At 67.4% G+C, this 23174-nt stretch carries 22 protein-coding genes; 12 read left to right on the forward strand and 10 right to left on the reverse strand.

What is annotated here, in order from left to right; genetic code table 11:
* Nucleotides 1-75: 75 nt before the first annotated feature.
* A complete protein-coding gene (locus ABG80_RS05175; protein WP_058086688.1) occupies nt 76-735 on the reverse strand; it encodes a Rossmann-fold NAD(P)-binding domain-containing protein in 660 nt (219 codons plus the stop codon).
* Nucleotides 736-737: 2 nt separating this feature from the next.
* A complete protein-coding gene (locus tag ABG80_RS05180) occupies nt 738-1523 on the reverse strand; it encodes an SDR family NAD(P)-dependent oxidoreductase (protein ID WP_058086689.1) in 786 nt (261 codons plus the stop codon).
* 117 nt (nt 1524-1640) lie between these two features.
* Between ABG80_RS05180 and ABG80_RS05185 the strand changes: the two genes are divergently transcribed.
* Nucleotides 1641-3008: a lipopolysaccharide biosynthesis protein gene (locus ABG80_RS05185; protein ID WP_152987469.1), complete on the forward strand. Its 1368-nt coding sequence runs from the start codon at nt 1641-1643 to the stop codon at nt 3006-3008.
* A 52-nt stretch (nt 3009-3060) separates the two neighbouring features.
* Here ABG80_RS05185 and ABG80_RS05190 read toward each other — a convergent pair whose 3' ends face one another.
* The 3 genes from ABG80_RS05190 to ABG80_RS05200 all read right to left on the reverse strand — a co-directional run bounded on the left by ABG80_RS05190 (nt 3061) and on the right by ABG80_RS05200 (nt 6548).
* Nucleotides 3061-3996 (reverse strand): alpha/beta fold hydrolase, encoded by a 936-nt coding sequence (locus tag ABG80_RS05190; protein ID WP_058086691.1) that lies wholly within the window; start codon nt 3994-3996, stop codon nt 3061-3063.
* Nucleotides 3993-5552, reverse strand: coding sequence for a DUF2306 domain-containing protein (locus ABG80_RS05195; RefSeq protein ID WP_160322444.1), 1560 nt, complete (start codon nt 5550-5552; stop codon nt 3993-3995). Before ABG80_RS05195 ends, ABG80_RS05190 begins: the two co-directional genes overlap by 4 nt.
* A gap of 99 nt (nt 5553-5651) precedes the next feature.
* Complete coding sequence (locus ABG80_RS05200) at nt 5652-6548, reverse strand: LysR substrate-binding domain-containing protein (RefSeq protein ID WP_058086693.1); 897 nt, start codon at nt 6546-6548, stop codon at nt 5652-5654.
* A gap of 62 nt (nt 6549-6610) precedes the next feature.
* Here ABG80_RS05200 and ABG80_RS05205 point away from each other — a divergent pair, with 62 nt between their 5' ends.
* The 5 genes from ABG80_RS05205 (at nt 6611) to ABG80_RS05225 (ending at nt 11476) form a co-directional block, all read left to right on the forward strand.
* On the forward strand, nt 6611-7273 hold the full coding sequence (locus ABG80_RS05205) for an acyltransferase (RefSeq protein WP_058086694.1): 663 nt from the start codon (nt 6611-6613) through the stop codon (nt 7271-7273).
* Complete coding sequence (locus ABG80_RS05210; RefSeq protein WP_058086695.1) at nt 7270-8397, forward strand: glycosyltransferase; 1128 nt, start codon at nt 7270-7272, stop codon at nt 8395-8397. The genes ABG80_RS05205 and ABG80_RS05210 overlap by 4 nt, the downstream gene beginning before the upstream one ends.
* Nucleotides 8398-8405: 8 nt before the next feature.
* Nucleotides 8406-9578, forward strand: coding sequence for a glycosyltransferase family 2 protein (locus tag ABG80_RS05215; RefSeq protein WP_058086696.1), 1173 nt, complete (start codon nt 8406-8408; stop codon nt 9576-9578).
* 80 nt (nt 9579-9658) lie between these two features.
* A complete protein-coding gene (locus ABG80_RS05220) occupies nt 9659-10837 on the forward strand; it encodes a DegT/DnrJ/EryC1/StrS family aminotransferase (protein ID WP_058086697.1) in 1179 nt (392 codons plus the stop codon).
* A gap of 42 nt (nt 10838-10879) precedes the next feature.
* The gene (locus tag ABG80_RS05225; RefSeq protein ID WP_058086698.1) at nt 10880-11476 is read left to right on the forward strand and encodes a sugar transferase; all 597 of its coding nucleotides are present in this window, start codon (nt 10880-10882) and stop codon (nt 11474-11476) included.
* A gap of 94 nt (nt 11477-11570) precedes the next feature.
* Here ABG80_RS05225 and ABG80_RS05230 read toward each other — a convergent pair whose 3' ends face one another.
* The 3 genes from ABG80_RS05230 to ABG80_RS05240 form a co-directional block, all read right to left on the reverse strand.
* Nucleotides 11571-12038, reverse strand: a complete 468-nt coding sequence (locus ABG80_RS05230) for a MarR family winged helix-turn-helix transcriptional regulator (protein ID WP_058086699.1) — start codon at nt 12036-12038, stop codon at nt 11571-11573.
* 66 nt (nt 12039-12104) lie between these two features.
* Nucleotides 12105-13502 carry an L-serine ammonia-lyase gene (locus tag ABG80_RS05235; RefSeq protein ID WP_058086700.1) on the reverse strand — a complete coding sequence of 466 codons (1398 nt, stop codon included), beginning with the start codon at nt 13500-13502 and terminating at the stop codon, nt 12105-12107.
* 676 nt (nt 13503-14178) lie between these two features.
* On the reverse strand, nt 14179-15060 hold the full coding sequence (locus ABG80_RS05240) for a metal-dependent hydrolase (protein WP_058086701.1): 882 nt from the start codon (nt 15058-15060) through the stop codon (nt 14179-14181).
* A 222-nt stretch (nt 15061-15282) separates the two neighbouring features.
* Between ABG80_RS05240 and ABG80_RS05245 the strand changes: the two genes are divergently transcribed.
* Nucleotides 15283-16194, forward strand: coding sequence for an SDR family NAD(P)-dependent oxidoreductase (locus ABG80_RS05245; protein ID WP_083505831.1), 912 nt, complete (start codon nt 15283-15285; stop codon nt 16192-16194).
* A gap of 37 nt (nt 16195-16231) precedes the next feature.
* Here the strand turns inward: ABG80_RS05245 and ABG80_RS05250 are convergent, their stop codons facing one another.
* Both ABG80_RS05250 and ABG80_RS05255 read right to left on the reverse strand, forming a co-directional pair.
* On the reverse strand, nt 16232-16957 hold the full coding sequence (locus tag ABG80_RS05250) for an RBBP9/YdeN family alpha/beta hydrolase (protein ID WP_152987470.1): 726 nt from the start codon (nt 16955-16957) through the stop codon (nt 16232-16234).
* A 25-nt stretch (nt 16958-16982) separates the two neighbouring features.
* Nucleotides 16983-17999: a sulfate ABC transporter substrate-binding protein gene (locus ABG80_RS05255; RefSeq protein ID WP_083505841.1), complete on the reverse strand. Its 1017-nt coding sequence runs from the start codon at nt 17997-17999 to the stop codon at nt 16983-16985.
* Nucleotides 18000-18241: 242 nt separating this feature from the next.
* Here ABG80_RS05255 and ABG80_RS05260 point away from each other — a divergent pair, with 242 nt between their 5' ends.
* Genes ABG80_RS05260 through ABG80_RS05280 form a run of 5 tightly spaced genes read left to right on the forward strand, consistent with a single transcriptional unit; the run spans nt 18242 to nt 23078 of the window.
* A complete protein-coding gene (locus ABG80_RS05260) occupies nt 18242-19282 on the forward strand; it encodes a sulfate ABC transporter substrate-binding protein (protein ID WP_083505832.1) in 1041 nt (346 codons plus the stop codon).
* A gap of 23 nt (nt 19283-19305) precedes the next feature.
* On the forward strand, nt 19306-20148 hold the full coding sequence (gene cysT / locus ABG80_RS05265) for a sulfate ABC transporter permease subunit CysT (RefSeq protein ID WP_058086702.1): 843 nt from the start codon (nt 19306-19308) through the stop codon (nt 20146-20148).
* A 19-nt stretch (nt 20149-20167) separates the two neighbouring features.
* Entirely contained in the window at nt 20168-21085 is a 918-nt protein-coding gene (gene cysW / locus ABG80_RS05270) for a sulfate ABC transporter permease subunit CysW (protein WP_083505833.1), read from the forward strand.
* Nucleotides 21082-22131, forward strand: coding sequence for a sulfate/molybdate ABC transporter ATP-binding protein (locus tag ABG80_RS05275; protein ID WP_058086703.1), 1050 nt, complete (start codon nt 21082-21084; stop codon nt 22129-22131). Before cysW ends, ABG80_RS05275 begins: the two co-directional genes overlap by 4 nt.
* Nucleotides 22128-23078, forward strand: coding sequence for a CysB family HTH-type transcriptional regulator (locus ABG80_RS05280; protein ID WP_058086704.1), 951 nt, complete (start codon nt 22128-22130; stop codon nt 23076-23078). The genes ABG80_RS05275 and ABG80_RS05280 overlap by 4 nt, the downstream gene beginning before the upstream one ends.
* Nucleotides 23079-23174 lie beyond the last annotated feature (96 nt).

The following is a 23174-nucleotide window of genomic DNA, read 5'->3' on the forward strand; positions in this document are numbered from 1 at the left end:
CCCCGAACCCGCTATTGTACGAACTTGCCGTCCCCTCGGGGCGGGGCCCGGCTGGTGCTCGCGCGGCAGGGCTGATCACGCCGACGCGCAACCTGTGCGCAGGTCCATTTCGTGGGTCCAGGCCGAGGGGCCCTGGTCGTGCAGCAGCCAGCATGCCTGGGCGATGGCATCTGGGTGGGTGTCGCCGGCGAGTGGGGAATCCATCACCACGTGCGCCACATGCACACGCTGCGGCCCGAAGGCGCGGGCCATGGACTGGCTGAGCGCGCGCAGGCCCGCGCTGGCCACCGCCTGGCTGGCGCTGAAGGCGCTGGGGTCAAGGCGTCGCACGGCCTGCGCGTCGGTGACGCCAGCGTGGTGCCCGAGGTAGATCAGCGTGCCGTGTCGCTGGGGGCGCATCGCACGGATCGCCGCTTGCCCGACACGCAGGCCGGCCAGGCAATGGCTGGCCCAAGCGGCCTGCCAGGCCGAGGCCGGGGTGTGCAGCGCGGATCCGCCTGGCGCGGGGTCGCCTGCGAAGACCACGAGGCTGAGCGGTCGCCCGGGTGGGCGGCGCGTGGCGAGCAGGGCATCGGGGTCGGGCACGTGTGCGTCGTGGTGTTCGAAGGCCATGCCTCGGGCCTGGGCTTGGTCTCGCAGCAAGTCGGCCAGGGCCAGGGCGCCAGGTGGGGCGAACAGGCAGACGCGGCCGTGGGCAGGGGCATCAGCGGGTGCGGTGTGGGGTGGGCTCGGCATGGTCAGAACGGCTCCTGATGGGGGCGCAGGTCGATTTCATGGGTCCAGGCCCCCGGGGGCTGTTGGTGGAGGGCCCAGTAGCTGCGGGCCACTTCTTGAGGTGCCAGGCGCCCATCGCGCTTGAGCAACCAGCTGAGCAGGGCACCGAGGCCGAAGAAGGCTTGCCGTGCCCGATCGCCCTTGACCACGCCGTCGATGACGACGTGCGCCACGTGCACACCCTGAGGTGCGAGCTCGTGTGCCAGGCAGGCGGTGAAGGCCCTGAGCGAGGCCTTGGCAGAGGCGAAGGCGGCAAACAGCGGTTTGCCCCGCATGGAGGCGGAGGCCCCGGTCACCAGGATGCTGCCCCGACCCCTGCGCACCATGCGTTGGCCGGCGGCCTGGGCGCACAAGATGCCGGCCAGCGCTGTCACGCGCCAATTGCCTTCGAAAAAGCGCGTCGAGGTGCTCAGAAGGAGGCGCGGCATGTTGAGGTAAGCGGCGTTGAAGGCCACGAACTCGGGCACGTGTCCGGAGGCGTCGATGGCTGCGAACAGCGCATCGATGGCGTGCGGCTCGGCGAGGTCGCAAGCGTGCACGTGTGCGACCCCACCGGCTTGCCGGATGGCTTCGGCCAGCGCCTCCAGCTTGGTGGGGGTTCGACCCACCAGGAAGACGGGCAGGCCTTGTTGGGCGCAGTGCAAGGCGGTGGCGCCGCCGATGCCGGCGATGCCGCCGATGCCGGCGATGACGATGACGATGACGATGGCGCAGGGCCTGGGCGAGTCAAGGGGGTGGGCTGGGCTCATGGGCGAACTGTAGTGAGCCGGACCCCGCCTGACGAACGATCATTGCTTGAGCACCGTGAAGGCGATGTTGAGCATGCGGCGGGTGGCCGGGTTGCCGTGTGCGCGACAATCCCGGCCATGCCGACTTCGCCTCCTTCTCGCCCCCCTGTTGCCGACTCGCGTTCGGCTGCCCTCAGGGGTTGGGTGCAGTCCCAGGTGGCGGCGGTGCCCCGGGCGGCGCTGGGCAACCTCGTCGCCAAGCTGGCCATCGTCGGATTGGGTCTGGCCATCACCGTGATGGTGGCGCGCATGGGGCCGAAAGTGCAGGGCGCGTTCGCCTTGTTCGTGGCGGTCGAATCGGCCTTGCTGACGCTGTTCTCCGGGCTCGGCCTGTGGCTGGCTCGGCAGGTGTCTCGGCAGGTGGCGGGTCAGGCGTGGCCGGCCCTGCCCATGTTGCTCGGTGTGTTGCGGGCGGCGGTGTTGTTGGGTGTGTTGGCGGCTGTGGGGCTGCTGGCCGCGTCGTGGCATGCGCAGACGCTGCCTTATTCGCAGTTGTGGCTGCTCGCCTTGGGTGCGCCCTTTTTGCTGCTGGTGCCGACGGCCACCGGGCTTTGGTTGGGGGAGGGGCGCATGTGGCCCATCAACCTCGCGCAGGTGGCGGCCCCGGCGCTCGTGCTGGCTGGATTGCTGGGCGCAGGTTGGTTGACCACCGACTACGTGGGTCGGGCCCCGGTGGTGGTGATGGTGTTGATTGCGTGGGTCAGCGGCAAGGCCGTCGTCGCCCTGCTGACGGCCCTGGCCGCTTTGCGCCACGCCAGCCAGCGCGACGATGCCTGGCAGGGGCGTTGGCAGGCATCGCCGAGTTGGCGTGAGGAGTGGCGCTTTGTCGCGACCATCGGGGTCACCAACGTCATCAGCCTGTTGAATTACCGCGCGTCCTTGTTCCTGGTGGAGCGTTTCCATGGCCTGGAAGCCGTGGGCACCTACTCGGTGGCCGTGACGGTGGCGGAGTTGCTGTGGTTGTTGTCCTCGTCGGTGACGGTGTCGCTGTATGCGCGCATCGGACACCCCGAGCGCGCGGTCGCTGCGGCCACCACGGTGCAGGCGGTGCGCATCAATGTGCTGGCCACCCTGGCAGCAGCACCAGTGCTGCTGCTGGGGGCCTGGTGGGCGGTGCCATGGGCCTTGGGTGAGCCTTACCGGGCGTCGCTGTGGCCCCTGTTCGCGCTGTTGCCGGGGGTGGCGGCCTACGCAGCGGCCTCGAGCTTGTCGGCCTTCTACACCAACCACCTGGGGCGGCCTCACCTGTCGGGGATGATCGCTGCGCTGTCCTTGCTGCTCAGCGTGGGCCTGGGCCTGTGGTGGGTGCCCATGTGGGGGGCGATCGGTGCGGCGGCGGCGTCCAGCCTGGGCTACATCGGGGCCATCGGCGTGGCCTACACCGTGTTCCTGAAGCAGGCCGGCCTGCCGCTGCGAGCAATGTGGGCCCGCAACACAGCTGCCTGAGTGGCGGCCCCAGCGTGCAAGCGCTGCGTTGGGTGTGCTTGCCTCACACAGATCAACCGCAGGCGGCGGTCTGGAGGGGAGCGGTCTGTCGGTGCCGTTGCGCCATGTCTGCCACCACCTGCGCGACCTCCTCAGGCCGACTCAAGGGCGCCCAGTGCGTCGCGTCGACCTCGCTGCGGCTGGGCTGCTGGCTCCAATCGGCACAGCCCTCGAACACCCTCGGGGGCAGGAAAGGGTCGCGCGTGGCGATCAGGGTGTGAACCGGTATCGGCGTGCGCTGCACGGGTTGTGGCCGCAGCACCTGCTGGAACAGGTTGGCCCGGTAGATGCCCAGGTAGCGCACGGCATCGCCCTCGACACCGGGGTGCACCGGCAGCCGAACGCCTTCCAGCCTCGCGACCATCTGCCGGAAGGTCCACAGGCCCAGCCCGGAGCGCCACATCAGCGTGGGCAGCACCGGCATGGCAAAAAAGCCCATCAGGCCGTTGCTCACCAGCATCTGGTGGAGCACCTGTGCGAGCCGGCTGGGGGTGGGCCGAGACAGGCGTTGCCGCACCCAGTGCCCAACCTGGTTGAGGCTGGGGGCCATCGTCGTGAAGCTGGCGATGCGGGTGGCGCTGCGCGCATCGAACAGCGCGTCCCAACCGCACAGCCCGCCCCAGTCGTGGCCCGCGAGGTGAACCTTCTGTCCCGGGCTGAGCTGGTCGATGACGGCAAACAGGTCGTCGATGAGTGGGCCATAGCGATAGTGCTGTGTCCCTTGCAAGGGCGTCGAGTGCCCGCAGCCGCGCATGTCGTAGGCGATCACGAAGTGGTCTTTTGACAGGCGCTGCGCCACGCCTTCCCACAGCAGGGCGCGGTCCGGGAAGCCGTGCAGCAGCACGATGGTTTCTCGCGGGGCGGCGGCGCTGGGCCGCTGGCCCCAGGTGTGCACCGCCAGCGCGACGCCGGCGAGCGTGGTCACCGTGGTGGTGTGATGCTGGCTCATGCGTGCTCCCGGGTGGCTTGACCGAGCACCGCGTGCAGCATCGCCACAAAGAGCAGGCCCGATCCACCTGCGGTCGCCAGCAGGTGCACGTGACCGCCTTCGACGTAGCCGGTGGGCCAGCTCACCGAGCTCAGCGCCCACAGGTTGAAGGCGGCCAGCGCGGGTGCAGGCAGCAGGCTCATCAGCAGGACCAGGCTTTCGCGTTGCGGGCCCACCGAGCCGGCCGACACGCGCATGGCGTGCACCAGGGCCAGGCCCAGCAGCAAGCTGCCCTCGACCGCGTAGAAGGTGCCACCGGTGAACCAGGCCTTGTCGGGTGCCAGGCCGATTCGCCAGCCCACCACCAGGCAGATGCCGGCGGCCAGCAGGGAGCCCGCCACCACCGTGGCCGTGCCCAGGCTCCAGCCTGAGGCCGCGTTCACCGACGTGGTTCGGAGTCCGCTGATCAATTGACCCAGACCCGTCAGCAAGGCCGCCCCCAGGGCGATGGCGAATGCGGCCCCCAGGCCCGGTGTGGCCGACCAGGCGAGTGCTTCGCGGGCCACCAGCGCAGGCGTCATCAGGCCGCTGGCCCCAGGCAGGCTGGCCAGACCAATCTGCTCGAAGCCGCCGCCCCAGGCCAGGGTCACGACCGCCGTGGCGGCTGCGGCCAGCGCCCACCACAAGGGCGTGGCGAGCAGGAACAGGCGTGCAGCTGCTTCGGCCATGGGCGACGCGGCGCGGCGGCGCACCTGGGCTTGTCGGTTGGCCCAGATCAGGCCCAGGCCGATCAGCAGGCACTGCGGCAGCATGAAGCCCAGCGTCACCAGGTTCAGCGTTTCCTGGTCGATGTGCGGCCAGGCCCAGGCGGTGAACACCCAGTTCAGGCGCAGCATGGGCGCCACCAGCAGGCAGGCGAAGGACAGGGCCATCCAGCCCATGTGCTCGTGGATGCGACGTTGACGCAGCGCTCGGATGGCCAGTGCGATGGACGCGATGGCGCCGAAGCCGAAGATCCACAGCGCGACAAAGCCGGTGAGGTGGGTGTAGAGGTGCTGGGGTGGCGTCAGGCCCAGGTAGATCAGCGACAGCAGCACCGACACCGGCGCGGTCAGCACGTACAGGCCCCCGATGAGCCGGTGCACCTTCATGTGCTCGCGCCGCAGCCAGGGCCAGAACTGCAGGCCACCAAAGAGCATGCAGAACACACCCAGGAAGATGTGGCTGGTCAGCAGCAGCTGGTTGATTTGGGGCATCTGCCCCAGGTAGAGCCCGTGCTCGGGCAGCTTCGAATCCAGGAATCGGCGCTCGTCGGTGGCCGCCGTCAGGCCAGCCAGCTCCGGGCTGAACGCCTTGACCTGCGAGGGGTCACCGCTCTCGCGCAGGTCCTCGAGTTGCTCGGTCGTGTACGCGCGACTGGGGTCGGCCTGCAAGGTCGGCAGGTAGCGGTGCCAGCCTTCGTTGAGGGCGATCCACCCGGTCAGCGCCATGGTCAGCGCGATCAGCAGGATGTAGGCCGTGGCCCAGGGGCCGGTGCCCGGTCGGGCGCGAGGAGTCTGCAAGGTGTCGGAAGCCATGGTCAGCAGGGGCACGAGGCCGGGAGGATGTCGGGCGGACTGTCTCAGTCGTGGCCCCCGCTGACAAACGATGATTCCTGCTGGACGGTTAAGTGGGACTTAACCGTCGTCACCCACCTCGGCGCGGATCCAGTCAAAGGCCTGTGCCAACAGCGCTTCCTTGCCGCCATGGACACGTGAGACGAACCAGGCTGGATCAGGCAATGCAACAGGCGGCACCACGCACACCAGCTTGTCTGGCTGGATCAGGCGGGCCTGCACTTTCGCGGACGCAGGCAGCAGGCACAGCGCCAGTCCCAGGCCTTGTTCGGCCGCCTTGAGCGCTGACAGGTCGGAGTCCAGCACCAGGTCGGCCCGCCGGGGCAGCTCGTCGCGGCCCAGGAAGTGGGCGGCAGCGCGCCAGTCCAGGGGGGCTTCGCGGGGGTGGATCAGGGTGTGGCGGGCGAGGTCGTCGATGCCGTGAACGGGCTGGCGGGCCAGCAACTGTGGCGAGGCCACGATGGCGGCCACGCAGCGGCACAGCGGCTGCGCTTGCAGACCTGGCCAGGGCCCTTTGCCGACGCGGATGGCGGCGTCGATGGGCTCACGCTCGAAATCGACGAAGTCCATGCGCGCATCCAGGCGGATGCTGACGTCGGGGTGCTGGGCCTGGAACGCCGCCAGCCTGGGGATCAGCAGCTCCTGCGCCACCAGCGGGGTCATGCTCAGGCGCAGCACAGGGCGCGTGTGGTGGTGCAGGAGGTCGGCGTGCCCTTGCCGGTACTGCTGCAGCATGCGCGAGACCAGCTCGGCGAACTGCCGTCCGGCGTCGGTCAGCTCCACCCGGCGGGTCAGGCGAAGGAACAGCGGCAGGCCCAGGTGCGATTCCAGCTGTCGGATCTGCTGGCTGACGGCGGCGGTGGTGACGTGCAGCTCGGCGGCGGCCTTGCTGAAACTCAGCAGGCGGGACGCGGCTTCGAAGGCCGGGAGCAACTGGAGTGGGGGTGGGCGCTGCATGGTGTCAAGGTGGTGGGCGCGAGTCTAAGCGCCCCTCGTGGAATCGGGGACAATGCGGGGCCATGTCTGCCCTGATCCAGAAACTCAAACGCCCCCTGGTGCGCGCCGCTGCGGCGTTCACCGGGCCGCGCATGGTGTACGGCTGGGGCAACCCCGATGGCAGCTGGTGCGCCAGCACCCGTGTGAGCACCCACACCTGCCTGGAAGGCCTCGAAGGGCTGGTGTTGCAAGACCACGTGTTCGTGGGCCACTTCAACCGGCTCGATGGCTCCAACGGCCTGCTCATCGAAGAAGGTGTGCAGGTCACCAATTACGTGTCCATCCTCAGCCACTCCAGCCACCGCTCGGTGCGGGTCATGGGGCGGCGCTACCTGGGTGAGCCGCAGCCGGTGGGCTACATCCGCAAGGCCACGCGCATCGGGGCCTACAGCTTCATCGGCCCGCACAGCGTGGTCGCGCCCGGTGCCCAGATCGGCAAGGGCGTGATCGTGCAGGCCTACAGCTTCGTCTCCGGCGTGGTGCCCGATTTCGCCATCGTGGGCCCCGAGGCCCACGGCAAGCCGGCGGTGGTGCTGGGTGACAGCCGGGAGCTCGATCGTGCCCTGCTGCAGCGTCACCCCGAGCTGCACGCCATCTACGCCCAGTGGGCCGGCAAGGATCACCTGCGCCGCGCGCTCGACGGCCAGGTGGCGCCGGGCGACGAGAACCGTTCCGTCTCCGCATGAACAACTGCCCGACCCGCATCCTCTTCTTCGCCGACGCGGCCAGCGTGCACACGCGCCGCTGGGTTCAGGCCGTGGCCGACCGGGGCGGCGAAGCCGTGGTCATCACCCGCCAGCCGGCCGAGGTGCCGGGCGCGAAAGAGGTCATCGCCATCCGACCGGGCAGCGACAAGCTGGGCTGGTTCGCTGCCTTGCCCGAGGTGCGCCGCGTGGCCCGCGAGGTCATGGCGCGCTTTCAGCCAACCCTGGTGCACGGCCACTACGTGACGTCGTACGGCCTGTGGGCGGCGGCCTGCGGTCTGGCCTTGCCAAAGGTGCTCACCGCCTGGGGCAGCGACATCCTGGTCACGCCGCGCGAAAGCCGGCTGATGCGACTGGTCGTGGCCTGGTCGCTGCGCCGCGCCGACCTGATCACGGCCGACTCGATGGACATGATCGACGAGATCGCGCAGTACCACCCCTCGGCGCCTTGCCACCAGATCCTGTGGGGCGCGGACACCGACCTGTTCACGCCGCTGGACTCCGCCGGCAAGCCCGCGAGCTTCGACATCGTCAGCCTGCGCAGCTGGGAGCCGAACTACAACATCGACGTGATCGTCAACGCCTTCGCGCGCTTCGTGGCCGAGCGGCCCGATTCCGCCGCGCGCCTGCACCTGCTGGGCGGCGGCAGCCTGCAGGGCGACATCGAGCAGCAGGTCAAGCACCTGGGCCTGGTCGACCAGGTGGTGTTCCATGGCCGCGTGGGTGACCGCGCCATGGTCGAGGCCATCCAGCAAAGCCGCGTGTCGGTGTCGGTGCCCACCTCGGACGCGACCTCGGTGTCGGTGCTCGAGTCGATGGCCTGCGGGCTGCCGATCGTGGCGTCCGACCTGCCAGCCAACCGCCAGTGGATCGACGAGCGAGGCGGCTGCATCGTGCCTGTGCGCGACGCCGAGGCGCTCACGCAAGCCTTGCTGAGGCTGCACGACCACCCCGAGCAGACGGCGCAGATGGGCCCGCACAACCGCGATCGCATCGAGCGAGATGCGTCCAGGCGCGGGCAGATGGACGCCATGTGGCGCCACTACCAGAAGCTGCTGCAGCCTTGCGACCTGCGCATGCAGCGCAAGCGCGCGGTCAGCGGTTGAGGTCGGGCATGAGCACCGTCAGTTTCGCTCAGCCTGCTGCGCCTCGGCGCGTGTCCGTCATCGTGCCCTGCCGCAACGAGGTCGAGCACATCGTGCCCTTTTGCCAGAGCGTGGCCGCGCAGCGCCTGCCTGAAGGCTGGACGCTGGAAGTGTGGATCGCCGACGGCATGAGCAACGACGGCACGCGCGAGCGCTTGAGCGCCTTTTGCGAGGCCATCAACGCAGGTCAGCACGCGGGCCGGGGCGAGCACCAGGGCGAAAAGGCCATGCACTTTTCGATGATCGACAACCCTGGGCGCATCGTCTCGACCGGTTTGAACCGCTGCATCGAGCGCGCCACGGGCGAGTTCATCGTGCGCCTGGATGTGCACACGGTTTACGCCGAGGACTACATCGCGCAGTGCCTGGCCACCTGGCAGGCCACCGGCGCCGACAACGTGGGCGGCCCCTGGCGGGCGCAAGGTGGCGATGGCCCCCAGGCGCGTGTGCAGCGTGCCGTTGCGGCGGCCTTCCAGTCGAAGTGGGTGGCAGGCGGGGCCTTGTCTCGTGACCTGGCCCACAACGGCGAGGCCGACACCGTTTACCTGGGTGCCTGGCCGCGCAGCACCTTCGAGCGCTTCGGTGGTTTCGACGAGAACCTGGTGCGCAACCAGGACGATGAACACAACCTGCGCATCCACCGAGGTGGTGGGCGCATCTGGCAGTCGTCGTCGATCCGTTCGGTCTACTTCCCGCGCAGCAGCAAGGGCGATGTCTTTCGGCAGTACCGCCAGTACGGCTACTGGAAGCCCTTCGTGATGAAGAAGCATGGCCAGGCCGCCGCGCTGCGTCACCTCATCCCTGGCCTGTTCGTGGCCGCGTTGCTGCTGTGTGTGCTGCTGATGATCGCGGGATCGGCCGTGGCCCTGTTGATCGAGCCTGGCCAGAATTACCGCCTGGGGGCGCTGTGGGTGTCGACCGTTGGCACCGCCGGCCTGCTGGGGCTGACGCTGCTCTATGGCTCGGCCGTGCTGGCCGTGAGCTGGCGCATCGCCGGTGAAGCCGGGCGCGAGCTGTTCTGGCACCTGCCCGATGTGATCGCGGCCTACCATTTCGGGTACGGACTGGGCTCGCTCAGCGGGTGGCTCGATGCCTTGCTGCGCGGCAAGCCCGACCCGGCGTTCGGCCGCCTGACAAGGTGAGTGGCCGAGGCCCCTTTGCCGTCCATTCAGCCTCTTTCGCCGCCGCCTTTTCTGCACCCCCTTCGCCCCCTGACCTGCCCATGAGCACCGACAACAAGCCCGCCTTCCTGCCCTTCGCCCTGCCTGAAATCGGCGAAGAAGAAATCGCCGAGGTCGTCGACACGCTGCGCTCGGGCTGGGTCACCACCGGCCCCAAGGCGCGCAAGTTCGAAGAGGCGTTCGGGGCCTTCCTGGGTGAGCCCGGGCTGCATTGCATCGCCGTGAACTCGGCCACCGCCGGCCTGCACCTGGCGCTCGAAGCGCTGGGCATCGGTCCGGGCGACGAGGTCATCACCACCACGCACACCTTCACGGCCACGGCCGAAGTCGTGCGCTACCTGGGCGCCGACGTCAAGCTGGTGGACATCGACCCGGCCACGCTCAACATCGACCTGGCCCAGCTCGAAGCGGCCATCACGCCGAAAACGAAGGCCATCATGCCGGTGCACTATGCCGGCCTGGCGGTGGACATGGACGCGGTGCAGGCCATCGCGCGAAAGCATGGTGTGAAGGTGGTCGAAGACGCGGCCCATGCGCTGCCCACCACCTGGCGCGGCAAGCTGATCGGCTTGCACGACAGCGACGCCATCGTCTTCAGCTTCTACGCCAACAAGACCATGACCACCGGCGAAGGCGGCATGCTGGTCACGCGCAACGCCGAGCTGGCCGCGCGTGCCAAGGTGATGCGCCTGCATGGCATCAACCGCGATGCTTTCGATCGCTTCACGGCCAAGGTGCCGAGCTGGTACTACGAGATCGTGGCGCCTGGCTTCAAGTACAACCTGACCGACATCGCCGCGGCATTGGGCCTGCACCAACTGCAGCGCATCGAGGGCTTCCAGCACAAGCGCGAACACCTGGCGGAGCGCTTCGACGCGGCGTTGGCCGACCTGCCGCTGGTGCTGCCTCCACGACCCGTGCATGCTGGTGACCGGCATTCGTGGCACCTCTACGTGGTGCGCCTGAAGGACGACGCCGGCATCACACGTGACCAGCTCATCGAGCAGCTCTTTGCCGATGGCATCGGCGTGAGCGTGCACTACATCCCGCTGCACCTGCACCCCTACTGGCGCGACCGCTATGGCCTCCAGCCCGAGCAATTCCCGCACAGCCAGTTGGCGTACGAGCGCATGGTCAGCCTGCCGCTGTACACCCGCATGACGGATGCCGACGTGGACCGCGTGGTGGCTTCGGTGCGCAAGGCTTTTGGCCACGCTTGATCCGAACCCGAGCCTGCCGCCGCCCTCGAGCCTTCGTTCTCCATGGCCAAACGCCTCTTCGACCTGCTGCTGTCCTCGATCGGCTTGCTGCTGCTGGCGCCGCTGCTGCTGCTGATCGCCGCGCTGGTCAAGCTCGACTCCCCGGGCCCGGTGATGTTCCGCCAGGAGCGCGTGGGCCGCTTTGGGCAGCCCTTTCTCATCCACAAGTTCCGCACCATGCGCCACGAGCCAGCCGGCCAGGGCCTGCAGATCACGGTGGGGGCGGACCGCCGCATCACGCGCGTGGGCGGCTTCCTGCGCGCCTCCAAGCTCGACGAGCTGCCGCAGTTGCTGGACGTCTGGCTGGGCGACATGAGCCTGGTGGGGCCACGCCCCGAGGTGCCGCGCTACGTGGCGCATTACCCCGCCGATCTGCGCGAGAAGGTGTTGTCGGTGCGCCCTGGCATCACCGACATCGCTTCCATCGAGTACCGCGACGAAAGTGCGGTGCTGGCCCGTGCCACGGACCCTGAGCGCGCCTACATCGACGAGGTGCTTCCGCACAAGCTGGCGCTGGCGGCGCGTTACGTGGAGCGCTCCTCGCTGTGGTTGGACGTTTGGCTGATCTGGCGCACGGTGGTGGCCATCGTGCGCCGCTGAAAAAGTGGCGAGAAGCTGGGCCGGGGGTGAACAGGCTGCCCAAGCTGCCCAAGCGGCTTAGGTGACCCAGGTGGCTCAGGTGCCAGGGGCTGAGTCAGTCGGTGCCGCCAGCCAGCTGGGTCAGTTGCTGACGCAAGAGCGCCTGTTCTTGGGCCGAGAACATGCGCGCCATGCGCTCGTCGTGAGCCTGAACCGCCTGGGTGATCTCCACCAGGGCGGCCTGCCCGCGCGGGGTCAGTGACAGGCTGAAGGCGCGCCGGTCTTCCGGCACGGCTTGCCGCTGCATGTAGCCCAGCTCTTCCAGCGCGTCGACCAGGATCACGACACCTGAGCGCGCGATGCCCAGCACCTTGGCCAGCTGGATCGGCTTGAGCCCCGGGTTGCGCGAAACGATGACCATGGCCGAGAAGCGCGGCGGTGTGATGCCCCATGGCGCCAGCGAGGTGACGAAGTCTTCGTAGAGGCGGATCTGAGCCCGGCGAACGGCATAGCCCAGCAGGGTGTCGAGCACGCCGTAGTCGATGCCGGGAACGCGTGGGACGAAGTGATCCGTGTCTTGCATGGGGTCAGTCTAGGAGCGCCGTCCCCGCCTGTGTGACATCGGCTGCGACAGATGGGGCCTTTGTCGTCAGCAGGCGACGATGTTGACGGCCAGGCCCCCCAGCGAGGTCTCTTTGTAGCGGCTTTGCATGTCCGCGCCGGTCTGCTTCATGGTCAGGATGGCCTGGTCCAGGCTGACACGGTGCTGCCCATCGCCCAGCAGGGCCAGTCGGGCAGCGTGCAAGGCCTGCACCGCGCCCACCGCGTTGCGCTCGATGCAGGGGATCTGCACCAGCCCGCCCACGGGGTCACATGTCAGGCCCAGGTGGTGCTCCAGGCCGATCTCGGCGGCGTTCTCGACCTGAGCGGGGGTGCCACCCATGACGGCGCACAGGCCGGCTGCGGCCATGGCGCAGGCCACGCCCACTTCGCCTTGGCAACCGACTTCGGCGCCCGAGATGGACGCGTTTTCCTTGCACAGCAGGCCGATGGCGGCGGCGGTGAGCAGGAAGTCTTCCATGCGTTGGTCGCTGGCGTCAGGCAAGTGGTGCATGGCGTGGTGCAGCACCGCCGGCACGATGCCGGCCGCGCCGTTGGTGGGGGCGGTGACCACGCGGCCACCCGATGCGTTTTCTTCGTTGACGGCCAGGGCCCAGAGCGTGACCCAGTCCATCTGCTGCAGCGGGTCAGCCTGGTTGGCGTTGGCCGTGAGCTGCTGGTGAACCTGCGGTGCGCGCCGCCGCACTTTGAAGCCCCCTGGCAGCTCGGGGTGGTGGGTTTGGTCGATGCCGCAGCCTCGGCGCACGCAGGCTTGCATCGCCTGCCAGGTGGTTTGCAGGCCTTCGCGGGTGGCCTGGTCGCTGCGCCAGTGGGTCTCGTTGCGGCGCATGAGGTCGGCGATGCTCAGGCCATGCTGGGTGCACAGCGCCAGCAGCTCACCCGCGCTGTGAAAGGGCAGGGGCAGTGCGTCCGGGCCGGGGGCGATGTCGGCTTGCCGTGCGGGGTGCTCGGCCACGTCCTGCGAGACCACGAAGCCGCCGCCGACGGAGTACCAGGTTTCGGTGAGCAGCGCTTGGCCCTTGGCATCGAGAGCCATCAACGTCATCGCGTTGGGGTGGAAGGGCAGGGAGCGCCGGCCATCGAGCACGAGGTCATGGTCCGGGTCGAAGCTGACTTCGTGTTCGTTCAGCATCGACAGGCGGTGCGTGTCGCGCACGGCTTGCAGCCAGCCAGGGATGGCGTCAATGGGCACCGAGTCAGGCTCGTGCCCCATCAGGCCGAGTTGCACGGCGCGGTCGCTGCCGTGACCTTTGCCCGTGGCGCCGAGGGAGCCGAGCAGCTCGCAGCGCACATGTGCCACGCGTGCCAGCAGGCCTTCGCGCTGCAGCCTGAGCGCGAAGAGGCGCGCGGCCCGCATCGGTCCCACGGTGTGGGAACTGGAGGGGCCGATGCCCACCTTGAAGAGGTCGAACACCGAGATCGCCATGGTTTGCTCCCGATGTGGTCATCGTCGCATTTGCGGTGGGGGTGGCAACGGGGCAGACCCTGAGGCGCTTTGGGTGACTGTGAAATAGGGCTCGGTGTGTGTTTTGGGTGTTGGCTGTTTTGGTGTGGTGTGCCACGGTTGAGCAACGTTCAGGGGGCGAGGGGTGCCTGCTCAGGCCCTGCGCGGGGCACCACCGAGCGTGTTCACCATCACCCCTTGAACGCGAGCCAAGCAGATGCCGAGCCATGACACCGCACATGTCGGGCCTGCGCAGGCACCCCTCGCCCCCTGCCCGCGACACAACGTGGCAGGCGGAGAAGGAAGGAGGGCGACGCTTTGCGTCGCCCTCCTTCCGCCAACCCCGCAGTGCGCGGTGGTTCGGGTTCGATGGGTGGGGAGCGTGTGAGCCGGCCCGACATGTGCGGTGTCATGGCTCGGCAACCACTTGATGGGTGTTCAAGGGGTGACCGCAGCAAAGCTCGGTGGTGCCCCGCGCAGGGCCGGATCACACGCTCCCCACCCAGCGAGCCACGCACCAGCCGACGCACGAATCCCACCCCAATCCCCCCCACAAACACAAGGCACCAGGCGCGCGGAACAAAAAAAAGCCGTCCCGCTGCGAACAGCGCGGACGGCCAACACGATGCATTCGAGAGAGAGTGGAGGGTGACGCGACTCAGTAGGCGGCCTGAAAGAGCGCGTCCCCGGCCTTCATGGGATTGCCGGATTCTTCAAAAGCCTTGATCCACACCGGGTAGCTGTGGATGACCTGGTGCTGCCACGGGTGAAAGCCCGGGCGGTAGTAGTCCAGCAGCTTGAGCGTGTTGCGCGCAAAGATGCCCTTGGGGCCATACACCCACCAGGCGCCTTTGAGGCTCAACCACAGCCGCTTGGGAACGGAGATCTTGTCGTCCCTCATCAGGCGGTTGGTCAGGCGCATGCTGTCGACCACGACCTTGTAGAGCGCGTGGGTCATGGCGGCACAGCGCATGAAGTAGCCCACCTTGGCCACGTCCTTCATCACGTCGAAAGCCACGGCCTTGTGCTCCATCTCCTCGATGGCATGCCAGGCCCACATGGCGCGCACCTTGGGGTCGGCGGGGGCCATCACGTCCTTGGACTCGAACAGCATCTGCGCCATCATGGCCGTGAAGTGCTCGAAGGCGGCTGTCAGCGCGAGGTTGTACTTGGCCGAGTACTTCTTCGTGTAATCGTCGAAGAGGGATTTGGCCTCGGTCAGGATCACGTCGACGCTGCAACCCTGCTTGCGCAGCAGGTCGTTGTAGTGCGTGTGGGCGATGCCGTGCTGGCCCTCCTGGCGCATGAAGTTCTTGACGTCTTCGGCCAGCTTGGGGTCGGTGATCAGGTGGCGATAGGCGCGCACGCTGGTGATGAAGTAGCGCTCGCCATCGGGGAAGGCGGCTTGCATGCCGTCGAACAGGCGGGTCTTGAAGGCGTCGTTGCCGTACCACCAGCGTGGGGTGTTTTCGTCGAGCTCGAAGTCGAGCTTTTCGCGCGGCACGATGTGTTCGGGGCCGTTGTGTTTTTGGGTGCTCATGCTGTCTCCTCGGCACTGCTGATGGGCAGAGTCTAGTAACCGTGAGTTGCTTGACGTGCACGTCAACGCGACAGGTGGGCATCCTGGGCGACACTTTGGGGTGTGCACCGAGTCTGACGTGGATCCACCCCATCGGGTTACCACCAACTTTTTGCATCGTGAGGCGGCCGCAGGCTGTGCCCGCGACACCCTGTCCCCCATCCACCAGAGCCAAGAGGTCCCATGAGCGCTCCCGCCACCCCCGAGTCCCACCACATCCGCCTGGATGGCCGCGTGGCCATCGTCACTGGAGCCGGCGCCGGCCTGGGGCGTGCGCACGCCCTGGCCCTGGCTGCCCGGGGTGCCAAGGTGGTGATCAACGACCTGAACCTGGCGCCAGCCGAGGCCGTGGCAGCTGAGGTGCGTGCGGCCGGTGGCGAGGCGCTGGCGTGCGCGGGTTCGGTCACCGACGAGGCCGCCGTGCAGGCCATGGTCGATCAAACGCTGGCGCAGTTTGGCCGCATCGACATCCTGGTCAACAACGCCGGCATCCTGCGCGACAAGAGCTTCGCGAAGATGTCGCTGGACGACTTCCGCCTGGTGGTGGACGTGCACCTGATGGGCGCCGTCGTCTGCACCAAGGCCGTGTGGGAGACCATGCGCGCCCAGCAGTTCGGTCGCATCGTGTTCACGACCTCGTCGTCGGGGTTGTTCGGCAACTTCGGGCAGGCGAACTATGGCGCCGCCAAGATGGCGCTGGTGGGCCTGATGCAGACGCTGGCGCTCGAAGGCGAGAAGGCCAACATCCGCGTCAACTGCCTGGCGCCCACGGCGGCCACGGCGATGACGCAGGGCATCTTGCCGCCCGAGGTGCTGGCGGTGCTCACGCCCGAGAGCGTGTCGCCGGGCCTGGTCTACCTGGTCAGCGACGAGGCACCCACGCGCGCCATCCTCAACGCGGGAGCGGGCGTGTTCGCGGCCTCGCACGTGGGGTTGGGCTCGCCCGTGTTCATCGGTGCTACGCCTGACGCTGTGGATCGCGTGGCCGAGGCCTGGCCGCGAATCAGCGATCGTGCGGATGCCATCGTGCCGCGCAGTGGGCTGGAGCAGTCCATGCGCGAGGTTGGGACGGTGCAGTCGCGATCCAAAGGCTGATGCACAGCCAGGCAGCCGTGGCGGGTTGCCGAGTCCTTCAGGTTGACGCGGCGTGGGCCGAGTCGCTCAGCGCGCACAGGCAGGGCTGGTGTCGCAGTTGTTGCCTGATGAGTTCGTCGACCTTCTGGCGCGCCAGCGGCCACGCGCCGAAGCCCGATTCGGTGTTGATGTGGCCCACTTGCCCGAGGTTGCGAAAGCCCGCGCCCCAGGTGTGGGCCCAAGCGCGCGCTCGATCCAAGGGCATCCAGGGGTCGTTCTCGCTGCCGATGACGCTCAGGGTCAGGCCCAGTCGGTGACGGGGCAGTCGATCTTCGATCTGGAATTTCACCGGGTCGGCCGGCGCCACCATCAGGGCCGCGACGATGCGGCCGTGTCGGGGCCCGACACCGGTTGCATCGCCGAGGGCTGAATCTGCCTGGCCTGTTGGCAGCGCTGGTGCCATCTGGCGCGTGGCCAGGTGGTGCGCCAGGGCCAGGGTGCCGAAGCTGTGCGCCACCGCCACCCATTGTGTGTGGCGGCTGTAGCGCGACAGCGTTTCTTCGATGCGTGCCGACCAGGCTTCGAGGTCGGGCTGTTGCCAGTCGTGTTGTTGCACGCGCACCGCGTCGACGTACTGACTTTGCAGCCAGGTCTGCCAGTGCGCGGGGCCGCTGTCGCGCAGGCCGGGAACGATCAGCACCCGCACCGAGCGGCGCGGTTGTCGGGCGCTGGGCTGCCAGGCTGACTGGGCCGCGGGCGAGGCGATGTGCAGCGATGAATGCATGGCTTCGTCCTTGCCTGGCTGGAGGTCACTTCCTGGTGTAGACCTGGTCGAACAGACCGCCATCAGCGAAGTGTGTTTTCTGAGCCTTGGTCCAGCCACCGAAGACCTCGTCGATCTTCACCAACTCCAGCTTCGGAAATTGCCTGGCGTACTTGGCTGCGGCCTTGGCGTCGGTCGGGCGGTAGAAGTGCTTGCCGGCCAGATCCTGTCCTTCGGCGCTGTAGAGGTACTCGATGTAAGCCTTGGCCACATCGCGCGTGCCGCGCTTGTCTGCCACCTTGTCGACGATGGCCACGGGCGGCTCGGCGTAGATCGACAGCTTCGGGTAGACGATGTCGAACTTGTCAGTGCCAAATTCTTTCAGCGTGAGGTGGGCTTCGTTTTCCCAGGCCAGCAGCACGTCGCCCTGGCCGCGTTCGGCGAAGGTCACGGTCGAGCCGCGGGCGCCGGAGTCCAGCACGGGCACGTTCTCGTACAGCTTGCGCACGAACTCCCGGGCCTTGTCTTCGGAGCCTGTTTTCTTGAGTTCGTGGGCCCAGGCGGCCAGGTAGTTCCAGCGCGCACCGCCCGAGGTCTTGGGGTTGGGCGTGATGACGCCCACGCCCGGCTTGATCAGGTCTGACCAGTCCTTGATCTGCTTGGGGTTGCCCTTGCGCACGAGGAAGACGATGGTCGAGGTGTAGGGCGAACTGTTGCCTTGGAAGGACTTCTGCCAGTCGGGCTTGAGCAGGCCTTTCGAAGCGATGGCGTCGATGTCGTAGGCCAGGGCCAGCGTGACGACGTCGGCTTCCAGTCCGTCGATCACCGATCGGGCCTGCTTGCCCGAACCTCCATGAGAGGCCTTCACTGTGACGTTGTCGCCGGTCTTGGCCTTCCAATGCTTGGCAAAAGCGCCGTTGTACTCGGCATAGAACTCGCGCGTTGGATCATAGGAAACGTTCAGCAGAGAGATGTCCTTGGCTTGGGCCAGGCTGCCCACAGTGAAGGCGGCGGCGAGGGCCAGAGCGTGAAAAGCGCGGCGGGTGAAAGTCGTTTGGGGCATGGGGGCGTCGGTCAGGTGATGCGATGTCTGCATGCTGAGCACGGAGCCCGAGCTTGAGAACGAAGGAATGCGCACGAGCTCATGCGTTATGCGCGCAGCAAGGCGCCTCGGCATGAAAGCGATGCCTGTAAGCGCGCGCGCGCACCGCGCGCAATCGCTTTGCGCGTTTTGTGCATAAGGAGCTGAGCAATGGGCGCTTCTGCCAAAGACGTTGGCTGCATAGCATCCAAAGCATTCGTCAGATGGAGTCCCGAATGAGCAGCCTTCGCCGCCTTGCCCTCAAAGCCACCGCCCTGGTCCTGACCACCTCTGGCCTGGGGCTCACGTCCCTGTCCGCCCACGCCGACGCCACCCTGCTCAACGTCTCCTACGACGTCACCCGCGAGTTCTACAAGGACTACAACCAGGCCTTCGCCCGCCACTGGAAGCAGACCACCGGCGAGACCCTGACGCTCAACCAGTCGCACGGCGGCTCCAGCAAACAGGCCAACAGCGTGGTTGAAGGCTTGAGTGCAGACGTCATCACCATGAACCAAGCCAGCGACATCGACATCCTGGCCGAAAAGGGCAAGCTGATTCCGGCCGACTGGGCCAAACGCCTGCCCTACAACAGCTCCCCCACCGCATCGGTCACCGTGATCCTGGTGCGCAAGGGCAACCCCAAGCAGATCAAGGACTGGTCCGACCTGGGCCGTCCCGGCGTGTCCGTCGTGATCCCCAACCCCAAGACCTCGGGCAACGGTCGCTACTCCTACCTGGCGGCCTGGGGCTCGGTCATCAAGGCGGGCGGCAAGCCAGAGCAGGCCCGCGCCCTGGTGCAGAAGATCTTTGCCAACGTGCCCGTGTTCGACGGCGGCGGCCGCGCGGCCACCACCACCTTCGCGCAGCGCAACATCGGCGACGCCCTGGCCACCTTCGAGAGCGAGGTGCCGCTGATCCAGAACGAGTTCAAGGGCGACTACCAGGTTGTCTACCCCAAAACCACCATCCTGGCCGAGAACCCGGTCAGCGTGGTCGACAAGGTGGTCGACAAGAAGGGCACCCGCAAGCAGGCCGAGGCCTACCTGCAGTACCTGTACTCCGACGAAGGCCAGGCCATTGCCGTCAAGCACAACCTGCGTCCGCGCTCGCCCGCGCTGCTCAAGCAGCACCAGGCCAAGTTCATCGGCGTGCCCACCTTCACCGTGGACGAGGTCTTCGGTGGCTGGGGCAAGGTGCAGGCCGAGCACTTCCGCGACGGCGGCATCTACGACCAGATCACCGCGGCCGGCCGTGCCAAGTGACGCCCGCCTGAAAAGAGCCTGACATGTTGTTTTCCAAAACCCTGCTGCGGCGGCACAGCGTGCTGCCCGGCTTCGACCTGGCCCTGGGCCTGACGCTGCTGTACCTGTGCCTGATCGTGCTGATCCCGTTGAGCGCGGCCTTCCTGCGCACCACGGAGCTGACCTGGCCGGCCTTCGTTGAAACGGTGACTTCGCCTCGCGTGGTGGCGTCCTACAAGCTGACCTTTGGCGCATCGCTGCTGGCCGCGCTGGTCAACGCCTTCTTCGGCCTGCTGGTGGCCTGGGTGCTGGTGCGCTATGACTTTTTTGGCCGCCGCGTCGTCGATGCCCTGGTGGACCTGCCCTTTGCCTTGCCCACCGCGGTGGCCGGCATCACGCTGACCGGGTTGTACGCTGGCAACGGCTGGATCGGCCAGTGGCTCGAACCCTTGGGGCTGAAGGTGGCGTTCACGCCAGTGGGTGTGTTCGTGGCCATGACCTTCATCGGCCTGCCCTTCGTGGTTCGCACGGTGCAGCCCATCCTGGAAGACCTGGCCTCCGAGCTGGAAGAGGCCGCCGCCACGCTGGGTGCCAGCCGCTGGCAGAGCTTCAGCAAGGTGATCTTTCCCATCCTGACCCCGGCGCTGCTCACGGGTTTTGCGCTGGCCTTTGCCCGCGCCCTGGGCGAGTACGGCTCGATCATCTTCATCGCCGGCAACATGCCGATGATCTCGGAGATCACGCCGCTGCTCATCATCACCAAGCTGGAGCAATACGACTACGCGGGCGCCACCGCCATCGCCGTGGTCATGCTGGTGATGTCCTTCATCCTGCTGCTGGCCATCAACGCCCTGCAAGCCTGGACGCGCAAGCGCCAGGGCAAGTGACCCCTTCGGAGTTCATCTCATGACCGCTGTTTCTCAACCGGTGAACGCGTTGCCTGCATCGCGCACCCTCTCGCCACCTGACGTGGCCGGGGCCACCACCGAGCCCGCGTGGGTGCGGCGCCTGCTCATCGGCGTGGCGCTGGTTTTTCTGTCGCTGTTCCTGTTCGTGCCCCTGGTCACCGTGTTCGTCGAGGCCTTCAAGAAGGGCTGGGACGTGTACGTGGCCGCTGTCACGGACCCGGATGCGGTGTCGGCCATCTGGCTGACGCTGACGGCCGCCGCCATCGCCGTGCCGCTGAACCTGGTCTTCGGCGTGTCGGCGGCCTGGGCGATCGCCAAGTTCGACTTCCGCGGCAAGAGCGTCCTGCTCACGCTGATCGACCTGCCGTTCTCTGTCTCGCCCGTGATCGCCGGTTTGATCTACGTGCTGGTCTTCGGCCTGCAAGGCTGGTGGGGCGAGTGGCTGATCGCCAACGATTACAAGGTCATCTTCGCGGTGCCTGGCATCGTGCTGGCCACCATCTTCGTGACCTTCCCGTTCGTGGCGCGTGAGCTGATCCCGCTGATGCAGGCGCAAGGCCAGGAGCAGGAAGAAGCCGCTCGCGTGCTGGGTGCCTCGGGCTGGCAGACCTTCTGGAAGGTGACCCTGCCCAACGTGAAGTGGGGCCTGCTGTACGGCGTGATCCTGTGCAACGCGCGGGCCATGGGTGAGTTCGGCGCCGTCTCGGTGGTCTCGGGCCACATCCGCGGGCAGACCAACACGCTGCCCCTGCACATCGAAATCCTCTACAACGAGTACCAGTTCGCCGCGTCCTTCGCCGTGGCATCCTTGCTGGCCAGCCTGGCGCTGGTCACCCTGGTGCTCAAATACATCGTCGAACGCCGGGTTCAGCAACAGCTGGCCCAGGCCGCCCAAGCATCCGGAGTCCCCGCATGAGCATCGAAGTCAAGAACCTGGTCAAGCGTTTCGGTCAGACAACCGTCTGCGACAACCTGAACCTGCACATCCCCTCCGGCCAACTGGTCGCCCTGCTGGGCCCCTCGGGCTCTGGCAAGACCTCGCTGCTGCGCATCATCGCCGGCCTGGAAGTGCCCGACTCTGGCGCCGTCTATTTCAATGGCGAGGACACGACCCACGTGGCCGTGCGCGAGCGCAACGTGGGCTTCGTGTTCCAGCACTACGCGCTGTTCGGCCACATGACGATTTTCGAGAACGTGGCCTTCGGTTTGCGCGTGCGCCCCAAGGACAGCCGCCCGTCTGAAGAGGCCATTCGCGCCAAGGTGACCGAGCTGCTCAAGCTCGTGCAGCTCGACTGGATCGCCGACCGCTACCCGCACCAGCTATCGGGCGGCCAGCGCCAGCGCATCGCCCTGGCGCGCGCTTTGGCCGTCGAGCCCAAGGTGCTGCTGCTCGACGAGCCTTTCGGCGCGCTCGACGCCAAGGTGCGCAAGGAGCTGCGCCGCTGGCTGCGCCGCCTGCACGACGAAATGCACATCACCAGCGTGTTCGTGACCCACGACCAGGAAGAAGCCATGGAAGTGGCCGACCGCATTGTGGTGATGAACCAGGGCCGAATCGAGCAGGAAGGCGCGCCGGACGAGGTCTACGACCACCCGGCCACGCCCTTCGTGCTGCAGTTCCTGGGTGACGTGAACCTGTTCCACGGCCGTGACCACGCGCCAGGCACGGTGGGTGAGGGTGCTGCTGCACAGCCTGCGGTGAGTTACGTGCGTCCGCACGAGATCCAGGTGCTGGCCCACGCCGAAGACGGCTCGCTGGCCGCCACCTTGATCGACACGCTGACCGTGGGCCCCAACACCCGCCTGGCCTTCCGCCGCACCGATGGCTCAGGTGAGATCGAGGTCGAACTCAGCCGGGACGAGTACGCAGCCCTGCGCGACAGCGGTGTGCTGCGCGCCGGCCACGACGCGCACCTCAAGCCGCGCCGCATCCGCCAGTTCGAGTCGGGAGCGCGAGCATGAACTTCCAGCAACTTCGCTCTGTGCGCGAAGCGGCGCGGCGTGGCTACAACCTGACCGAGGTGGCCGCGGCGCTGCACACCTCGCAGCCAGGTGTCAGCCGCCAGATCCGAGAGCTCGAAGACGAGTTGGGCGTGGAGCTGTTCCAACGTGCCGGCAAGCGCCTGACGGGCCTGACGCCTTCCGGCCAGCAGCTCCTGCCCGTCATCGAGCGCCTGCTGCGCGAGGCCGAGAACCTGCGCCAGGCCGCGCGCGACTGCGCCTCGCACGACACGGGCCCGCTCTCGCTGGCGGCCACCCACTCGCAGGCGCGTTATGCGCTGCCATCGGCCGTGCGCGACTTCCGCCTGCGCTTCCCGAAGGTCACGCTGAGCCTGCACCAGGGCTCGCCCCGCCAGGTGGCCCAGATGCTGATCGACGGTGAGGCCGACATCGGCATCGCCACCGAGGCGCTGGATCAGTACCCTCAATTGGTCACGCTGCCTTGCTACACCTGGACGCACAGCGTGGTCGTGCCACCAGGGCACCCGCTGCTCGACGGCCAGCCGCTGACCCTGGAGCGCCTGGCGAAGTTCCCGCTCATCACCTATGACGGGGGCTTCACGGGCCGCGCCCACATCGACGAGGCCTTCTCTCGCGAAGGGCTGCAGCCCAGCATCGTGCTGTCCGCCATGGACGCCGACGTGATCAAGACCTATGTCGAGCTGGGCATGGGTGTGGGCCTGGTGGCCTCCATCGCCTTCGACGAAGACCGGGACCGCAACCTGCGCGCGCTCGACGCCGGCCACCTCTTCAGCGTCAACATGACGCGGCTGGCATTTCGGCGCGGGGCGTTCCTGCGCGGGTATGTGTACGGTTTCATCGAGACCTTCGCCTCACCACTGACGCGCGAGGTCGTGGAGCAGGCGATTGCCAAGGCCACTGCGGAAGACAACGACGCGCACGCTTGAGCTGGCCCAGGCCTCACGCGGCCCCTTTTCGGCACCGATGGGAGATTCGCTATATAGTGGGATACATAGCGAATTCCTTGTGTCGAAACGATGTCG

Origin of the sequence: Aquabacterium parvum (assembly GCF_001447195.1) — a bacterium.
GTDB classification, from domain to species: domain Bacteria; phylum Pseudomonadota; class Gammaproteobacteria; order Burkholderiales; family Burkholderiaceae_C; genus Aquabacterium; species Aquabacterium parvum.

Bases quoted from the DNA above. Each gene is read 5' to 3' on its own strand.
- ABG80_RS05205 (WP_058086694.1), top strand. From the start codon at position 6,611: ATGTCTGCCCTGATCCAGAAACTCAAACGCCCCCTGGTGCGCGCCGCT.
- ABG80_RS05220 (WP_058086697.1), top strand. From the start codon at position 9,659: ATGAGCACCGACAACAAGCCCGCCTTCCTGCCCTTCGCCCTGCCTGAA.
- ABG80_RS05250 (WP_152987470.1), bottom strand. From the start codon at position 16,957: ATGCATTCATCGCTGCACATCGCCTCGCCCGCGGCCCAGTCAGCCTGG.
- ABG80_RS05255 (WP_083505841.1), bottom strand. From the start codon at position 17,999: ATGCCCCAAACGACTTTCACCCGCCGCGCTTTTCACGCTCTGGCCCTC.
- ABG80_RS05190 (WP_058086691.1), bottom strand. From the start codon at position 3,996: ATGAGCCAGCATCACACCACCACGGTGACCACGCTCGCCGGCGTCGCG.
- ABG80_RS05235 (WP_058086700.1), bottom strand. From the start codon at position 13,502: ATGGCGATCTCGGTGTTCGACCTCTTCAAGGTGGGCATCGGCCCCTCC.
- ABG80_RS05195 (WP_160322444.1), bottom strand. From the start codon at position 5,552: ATGGCTTCCGACACCTTGCAGACTCCTCGCGCCCGACCGGGCACCGGC.
- ABG80_RS05175 (WP_058086688.1), bottom strand. From the start codon at position 735: ATGCCGAGCCCACCCCACACCGCACCCGCTGATGCCCCTGCCCACGGC.
- cysT (WP_058086702.1), top strand. From the start codon at position 19,306: ATGTTGTTTTCCAAAACCCTGCTGCGGCGGCACAGCGTGCTGCCCGGC.
- ABG80_RS05200 (WP_058086693.1), bottom strand. From the start codon at position 6,548: ATGCAGCGCCCACCCCCACTCCAGTTGCTCCCGGCCTTCGAAGCCGCG.
- ABG80_RS05185 (WP_152987469.1), top strand. From the start codon at position 1,641: ATGCCGACTTCGCCTCCTTCTCGCCCCCCTGTTGCCGACTCGCGTTCG.
- ABG80_RS05215 (WP_058086696.1), top strand. From the start codon at position 8,406: ATGAGCACCGTCAGTTTCGCTCAGCCTGCTGCGCCTCGGCGCGTGTCC.
- ABG80_RS05225 (WP_058086698.1), top strand. From the start codon at position 10,880: ATGGCCAAACGCCTCTTCGACCTGCTGCTGTCCTCGATCGGCTTGCTG.
- ABG80_RS05245 (WP_083505831.1), top strand. From the start codon at position 15,283: ATGAGCGCTCCCGCCACCCCCGAGTCCCACCACATCCGCCTGGATGGC.
- cysW (WP_083505833.1), top strand. From the start codon at position 20,168: ATGACCGCTGTTTCTCAACCGGTGAACGCGTTGCCTGCATCGCGCACC.
- ABG80_RS05230 (WP_058086699.1), bottom strand. From the start codon at position 12,038: ATGCAAGACACGGATCACTTCGTCCCACGCGTTCCCGGCATCGACTAC.
- ABG80_RS05210 (WP_058086695.1), top strand. From the start codon at position 7,270: ATGAACAACTGCCCGACCCGCATCCTCTTCTTCGCCGACGCGGCCAGC.
- ABG80_RS05180 (WP_058086689.1), bottom strand. From the start codon at position 1,523: ATGAGCCCAGCCCACCCCCTTGACTCGCCCAGGCCCTGCGCCATCGTC.
- ABG80_RS05280 (WP_058086704.1), top strand. From the start codon at position 22,128: ATGAACTTCCAGCAACTTCGCTCTGTGCGCGAAGCGGCGCGGCGTGGC.
- ABG80_RS05240 (WP_058086701.1), bottom strand. From the start codon at position 15,060: ATGAGCACCCAAAAACACAACGGCCCCGAACACATCGTGCCGCGCGAA.
- ABG80_RS05275 (WP_058086703.1), top strand. From the start codon at position 21,082: ATGAGCATCGAAGTCAAGAACCTGGTCAAGCGTTTCGGTCAGACAACC.
- ABG80_RS05260 (WP_083505832.1), top strand. From the start codon at position 18,242: ATGGAGTCCCGAATGAGCAGCCTTCGCCGCCTTGCCCTCAAAGCCACC.